We start from the raw sequence: 6,341 nt of genomic DNA, 5'->3' as shown, positions 1-6,341 counted from the left end.
CGCTAGCAGGATCTGCAAGCGCTTACATGATGCGATGCAGCATCGGGCCAAACATCGCTGGGACAAGGGCTGCGACCTGGTGAGTGGACAAATTTGTCCGGCGAGACAACGCGCGTCAACGGCAGACACCGACTGACAACGCCTGGGTAGCGACGAAAACGTAACATCTTTGGCCCATACCGTGGCGCACGGTGTGAAGCACGCCTTGCCGCCGGTGCATTCAGACAGCAAGATGCGCCGATCGATCAGGGGAACAGCGTGCGCATGTCGCCATCTACCGTCCGCGCCGGCCGGTTCCAGTTCATCGCGTGGGGGCTGTTGGCGGCGCTGTGCGTGGCCGGCTGCCAGCGCACCGACACCGCCGCGCCGTTGCCCGGCGCCAAGGCCGAGCCGGCCGCCGCGATGCAGTCGATGACCGTGCCGCTGCGGCGTAACGACCTGGTTGCCTATGCGCGCATCCGGGTTACCCCCACGCAGTACACGCAACTGGAAGCGGCCTGGCGCAGCGGTGCCAGCCGGTGGCCGTTGACCGAGCTGCCGCTGCCCAACGAGGTGGGCGCCTTGCTGGGGTCGCTGTCGGCCCCGGATGCCGAGCGCCGCCTGCAGCAGGCCTTCGATGCGCAGCTGGCCGGGCAGTCGCGGGGCATTGCCCAGGCCGCGCAATCGCTGGGCCAGTTCGGGGTGCAGTACCTGCGCAGTCGCAACGACTACCAGCCCGAGCAGCGTGCCCACTATGTGCAGCTGGTCGATGCGCTCAGCGCCTGGGCCGCCACCGCGCCGCTGGCCGACCGCCCGCGTGCCAAGGCCAGCATCGCCGATCTGGTGACCGCCGCGCGTGCCACCGGCATTACCTCCGACGCCGACCTGCAGCAGCTGGGCATGGAAGAAAGCCTGCGCCGGCTCGGGCCGTTTTGGGAAAGCTGCAAGAAGGTGCTGGAGCGTTACGGCCTGTCGATCGACAGCAGCCTGGACGCACTGCGCACCGGCTTGATCAAGCAGGACGCCGACACCGCCCAGGTCCGGCTGCGCTATCCGCTGGCCGCCCACGACATCGATCTGAGCGTTGCGCTGATCAAGCGCGATGGCCATTGGTACCAGCAGCAGACCCAGGACGAGGTGCAGGCCCTACTCAGTGCCGCGCCGACACCGGCACCGGCCTTGCCGGGCGCCGCGCCGGCGTCCGATACCCCGGCGGTCCCGCCCGCCACGCCCGCCGACACCGGGCAACGCCCGGCTGGGCGATAATGCCCGTGATGCCAGAACAGAATCCCCTGCCGTTTCCTGACGGCCAGCCCGCTCCCTCCAACGCTGCCGCAGACCCCGCTGCCCAGGCGGCGGCGTTGCCGGTTGCCGCGCCGCTGCCTGCGGAGGTCGCGCCGGCGATCGCGCCCGGCGTTGCCGCTGCTGCCCGTAGCGCCAAGCGCCCGTGGTGGGCGCGCCTGCTCGGCCGCCTGGCCGACCCCTGGCTGAGCCTGACCATCGAGCCGGATCAACCCGGCCGCTACGACGATGGCCGCCCGGTGGTGTACGTGCTGGAAGACTACGGCCTGTCCAACGCGCTGATCCTGGACAAGGCCTGCCGTGAAGTCGGCCTGCCGTCGCCACTGGTGCCGCTGCCGGGCGACCCGCTGGAGCGCAAGCGTGCGTATCTGGCCCTGTCGCGCCGGAGCAGCAGCAACTCGCTGATTCCCGAGCAGCGCGGCGGCAAGACCCATTCCGACTCGCTGGCCAAGCTGCTGCAGGCCCACCGCGTGCGCGCCGACCTGGACGTGCACCTGGTGCCGGTGTCGATCTTCGTCGGCCGCGCGCCGGACAAGCAGAGCGGCTGGTTCGCGGTGCTGTTCTCGGAAAACTGGGCGCTGGTCGGCCGCTTCCGCCGCCTGCTGTCGGTGCTGCTCAACGGCCGTACCACCATCGTGCGCTTCGCCCCGCCGATCTCGCTGCGCCAGACCATGGCCGAAGGGCTGCCGCCCGAGCGCACCTTGCGCAAGTTGCAGCGCGTGCTGCGCACGCACTTCCGGCGCATCCGCGAGGCGGTGATCGGGCCGGACCTGTCCACCCGCCGCCTGCTGGTGGACCAGGTGCTGGCCGCCGACTCGGTGCGCGAGGCCATCGCCACCCAGGCCAAGCGCGACAACTCCAAGCCGGTCGATGCCTGGCGCAAGGCGCATGCCTATGCCTGGGAAATCGCCGCCGACTATTCCAGCCCGGTGGTGCGTTCGGCCAGCTTCCTGCTGACCCATGTGTGGAACCGCATCTACGCCGGCGTGCTGGTGCATCACCTGGACAAGCTCAAGCAGGCCGCGCCCGGGCATGAAGTGGTCTACGTGCCCAGCCACCGCAGCCACATGGATTACCTGCTGCTGAGCTACCTGCTGTACGAACGCGGCATCGTGCCGCCGCACATCGTGGCCGGCATCAACCTCAACCTGCCGGTGGTGGGCACGCTGCTGCGCAAGGGCGGCGCGTTCTTCATCCGCCGCTCGATCAAGGGCAACGCGCTGTATTCGGCAGTGCTCAGCGAATACGTCGCGCAGCTGGTGGCCGGCGGCTATTCGATCGAATACTTCGTCGAAGGCGGGCGTTCGCGCACCGGGCGGTTGCTGCAGCCCAAGGGCGGCATGATCGCCATGACCCTGCGCGCCTATCTGCGCCAGCCGCGTAAGCCGGTGCTGTTCCAGCCGGTGTATATCGGCTACGAGAAGCTGATGGAAGGCAACAGCTACCTCGACGAACTCACCGGCCGGCCCAAGGAGAAGGAATCCATCTGGGGCCTGCTGTGGTCGATTCCCAAGGTGCTCAAGCAGAACTACGGCCAGGTGGTGGTGAACTTCGGCGAGCCGATTGCGCTCAACGACGTGCTGGCCAAGCACGCGCCCGATTGGGACGGCCAGCCGCTGCCGGAAGACGAAAAACCCACTTGGCTGGCACCGGCGGTGGACACGCTGTCCACCCAGATCCAGACCCGCATCAACTGCGCCGCCGACGTCAACCCGATCAACCTGCTGGCGCTGGCGCTGCTGTCCACGCCCAAGCACGCGATGGGCGAGGCCGACCTGATCGCACAGATCGAGTTGTGCAAGAAGCTGCTGGCGGAAATGCCGTATTCGGACCGCGTCACCGTCACCCCGCACACCCCGGCGCGCATCATCACTCACGCCGAAGAGATCAACGTGCTCACGCGCGTGTCGCATCCGCTGGGCGACGTGCTGAGCGTCAGCGGCGACACTGCGGTGTTGCTGAGCTACTTCCGCAACAACGTGTTGCACCTGTTTACCGCCTCCTCGTGGGTGGCGTGCTGCTTCCAGAACAACCGCCGCATGAGCCGCGCCGGTCTGTTGCGGTTGGGGCGCACGGTGTATCCGTTCCTGCAGGCGGAGCTGTTCCTGCCGTGGAGCGAAGACCGCTTTGCCGAACGCATCGAACAGACCATCGACATGTTCGTGCGCGAAGGCCTGCTGCTCAATGTCACCGACGACGACGGCGGCATCCTGGCGCGCAACACCGGGCAGACCGATGAAGTATTCCGTCTGCGTGCGATCGGTCATTCGCTGCAACAGGCCTTCGAGCGCTATTACATCGCCATCTCGGTGCTGGTGAAGAACGGCCCCGGCGTGCTCGGTGCCGGCGAACTGGAAAGCCTGTGCCAACAGGCCGCGCAACGCCTGAGCCTGTTGTACGCCCCGGCCGCGCCGGAATTCTTCGACAAGACCCTGTTCCGCAGCTTCATCCAGAAACTGCGCGAGCTGCGTCTGGTGTGGCCGGACGACAACAGCAAGCTGGTGTTCGACGAGCGCCTGGATGCCTGGGCCAAGGACGCCAAGTTCATCCTGGGCCGCGAGCTGCGCCACACCATCGAGCGGGTGAGCCCTGAAGCGGTCAAGCCGGATGTGGTGCTGCCACCGGCTGAGTAACGCGGCGTTGCAGCGGGGCGGCAGCAGGGCAGCGGCGGAGCAAAGCGGCGCTGTCCGACGCCGACGACGCTCCCCTCTCCCTCCGGGAGAAGGTGCCCAAAGGGCAGATGAGGGCCGGTCAGCATACAAATGCCCCAGTTCCGCCCTCAACCAGATCCACCGCCGGCGCGCTGCACAAGTCTCACCAACTTCACACAACAGTTCTGCCCGCTTCATCCCCCTCTTGCAGCCGTGCCGCTAGCATCGGGCTACCTTTCATAGCGATCGGGCGCGTTGCACTGATGGGCGTGCCCGGCAGGAGACTTTCATGCGCGCAGCCATCCACACCCAGTTCGGCGACCCGGCCAAGGTGCTTGAACTCGCAGAACGCCCCACACCGCAGCCCGGCAAGGGCCAGGTCCGCATCGCCATGCGGCGTTCGCCGATCCACAATCACGACCTGTGGACGGTGCGCGGCAACTACGGCTACAAGCCCGAACTCCCGGCGATCGGCGGCAGCGAAGCGGCCGGCGTGGTCGACGCACTCGGCGAAGGCGTCGACGGCCTGCAGGTTGGCCAGCGCGTGGTCGCGGCCGGCGTGCACGAAAGCTGGGCGGAGTTCTTTCTGGCCGATGCAAGCGGCGTTGTCCCGCTGCCCGACGCACTTGACGACGACCGTGGTAGCCAGCTGATCGCCATGCCGCTGAGCGCGTTGATGTTGATCGAGTTTTTGCAGGTCGAAAAAGGCGACTGGATCGTGCAGAACACCGCCAACGGCGCGGTCGGCAAGACGGTCGCCATGCTCGCTGCGGCGCGCGGCATCAACGTGATCAATCTGGTGCGTCGCGATGCCGGCGTGGACGAGCTGAAGGCGCTGGGCATCGGGAACGCGGTATCGACTGCGCAGGACGGTTGGCAAGACACCGTTCGCGCGCTGGCCGGCGACGCGCCCATCGTGCGCGCCATCGACTCGGTCGCCGGCCAGGCGGCAGGCGAGCTGATGGGCCTGCTGGCCGAAGGCGGCGAGCTGATTTCCTTCGGCTCGATGACCGGCGAACCGCTGCAGATTTCCAGCGGCGATGTCATCTTCAAGCAGGCCACGGTCCGCGGCTTCTGGGGCAGCAAGGTCATGCAGGCCACCAAACCCGAGGACAAGCGCCGCATGATCGGCGAACTGCTCAAGGCCGCTGTCGACGGTACGCTGGCACTGCCGGTGGAGGCCGTGTTCGACCTGGCTGATGCGGCCAAGGCGGCGGCCGCCAGCGCCGAGCCGGGGCGCGGCGGCAAGATCCTGTTGCGCGCCGGCTGAGCAGCCGCACACGGTAGTCCAATGGTCCTCCCTTCTCCCGCCTGTGGGGGAAGGGGCCCGAAGGGCGGATGGGGGAACGCGGCGTCGCCCACACAGACGCACGTCGTGCATCGCCAGGCGCCAACCAAGGCGCGGCGGCAAGATCCTGTTGCGCGCCGGCCGAGCAGCCGCACACGGTAGTCCAATAGTCCTCCCTTCTCCCGCCTGCGGGGGAAGGTGCCCGAAGGGCGGATGGGGGAAACGCGGCGTCGCCCACACAGACGCACGTCGTGCATCGCCAGGCGCCAACCAAGGCGCGGCGGCAAGATCCGGTTGCGCGCCGGCCGAGCAGCCGCTCACGTAGTCCAATGATCCTCCCTTCTCCCGCCTGCGGGGGAAGGTGCCCGAAGCGCGGATGGGGAAACGCGGCGTCGCCCAAACAGACGCGCGCCGTGCATCGCCAGGCACCAACCAAGGCGCGGCGGCAAGATCCGGTTGCGCGCCGGCCGAGCAGCCGCTCACGTAGTCCAATGGTCCTCCCTTCTCCCGCTTGCGGGGGAAGGTGCCCGAAGGGCGGATGGGGGAAACGCGGCGTCGCCCAAGCAGACGCACGTCGCGCATCATCGCCAACCAACCTGCCAGGCGCCAACCAGCCCGCCACAGCCGCCATGCAGCCCCCGCTTTGGGTCCATGCCGTTACGCTGCCGGCGGCGTACGCCTGCATACCGCAGTTCAGTCGAGTGTCCCACACGGGGTCAGGCGGTCACTCCGCCAAGCGCACGCATGCAAGCAACCAGACCCAAGCGCAAGGCGGCCTTATGCCGGCTCGTCGGGCACCAGCTCCATTTCCAGCCGGATGATGCAGTCCTTGATCTGCAGCTTGCGCTTCTTCAACCGCTTCATCTGCAGCTCGTCTTCCAGATTTGCAGGCATGCGCTGGATCTCCTCGTCCAACGCGCGGTGGGCGCGTCGCAACTCGGCGATCTGCTCGACGATCTCGGCGGGTAAGAGGGTGTCCACGCCCCGAGCATACACAACCTGCGGCGACGCGCGTCACCCGCGCTTGCCAAGCGCCCGCAGGCTGCGACAATGCCCGCGCGCCCTCGGGGAAACGGCGGCGCACCTCATTCCATCATTGCCGCGCGGCCATGGCCGTCGAG

At 67.8% G+C, this 6,341-nt stretch carries 4 protein-coding genes; 3 read left to right on the top strand and 1 reads right to left on the bottom strand.

The genetic code is table 11. The features are described 5' to 3' along the window. Positions 1–264 precede the first annotated feature (264 nt). The 3 genes from OZ10_RS01900 to OZ10_RS01890 all read left to right on the top strand — a co-directional run bounded on the left by OZ10_RS01900 (position 265) and on the right by OZ10_RS01890 (position 5,202). The gene (locus tag OZ10_RS01900; RefSeq protein ID WP_039414831.1) at positions 265–1,245 is read left to right on the top strand and encodes a hypothetical protein; all 981 of its coding nucleotides are present in this window, start codon (positions 265–267) and stop codon (positions 1,243–1,245) included. Then, on the top strand, positions 1,245–3,914 hold the full coding sequence (plsB, locus tag OZ10_RS01895; protein WP_039563775.1) for a glycerol-3-phosphate 1-O-acyltransferase PlsB: 2,670 nt from the start codon (positions 1,245–1,247) through the stop codon (positions 3,912–3,914). The genes OZ10_RS01900 and plsB overlap by 1 nt, the downstream gene beginning before the upstream one ends. Before the next feature lie 307 nt (positions 3,915–4,221). Continuing rightward, on the top strand, positions 4,222–5,202 hold the full coding sequence (locus tag OZ10_RS01890; protein ID WP_039563774.1) for a zinc-binding dehydrogenase: 981 nt from the start codon (positions 4,222–4,224) through the stop codon (positions 5,200–5,202). A 795-nt stretch (positions 5,203–5,997) separates the two neighbouring features. Here the strand turns inward: OZ10_RS01890 and OZ10_RS01885 are convergent. Further along, the gene (locus tag OZ10_RS01885) at positions 5,998–6,201 is read right to left on the bottom strand and encodes a YdcH family protein (RefSeq protein WP_039408929.1); all 204 of its coding nucleotides are present in this window, start codon (positions 6,199–6,201) and stop codon (positions 5,998–6,000) included. Positions 6,202–6,341: the final 140 nt, after the last annotated feature.

The organism is Xanthomonas cannabis pv. cannabis (assembly GCF_000802365.1).
GTDB classification, from domain to species: Bacteria; Pseudomonadota; Gammaproteobacteria; order Xanthomonadales; family Xanthomonadaceae; genus Xanthomonas; species Xanthomonas cannabis.
This window is presented reverse-complemented; position numbering and strand designations above follow the sequence as displayed.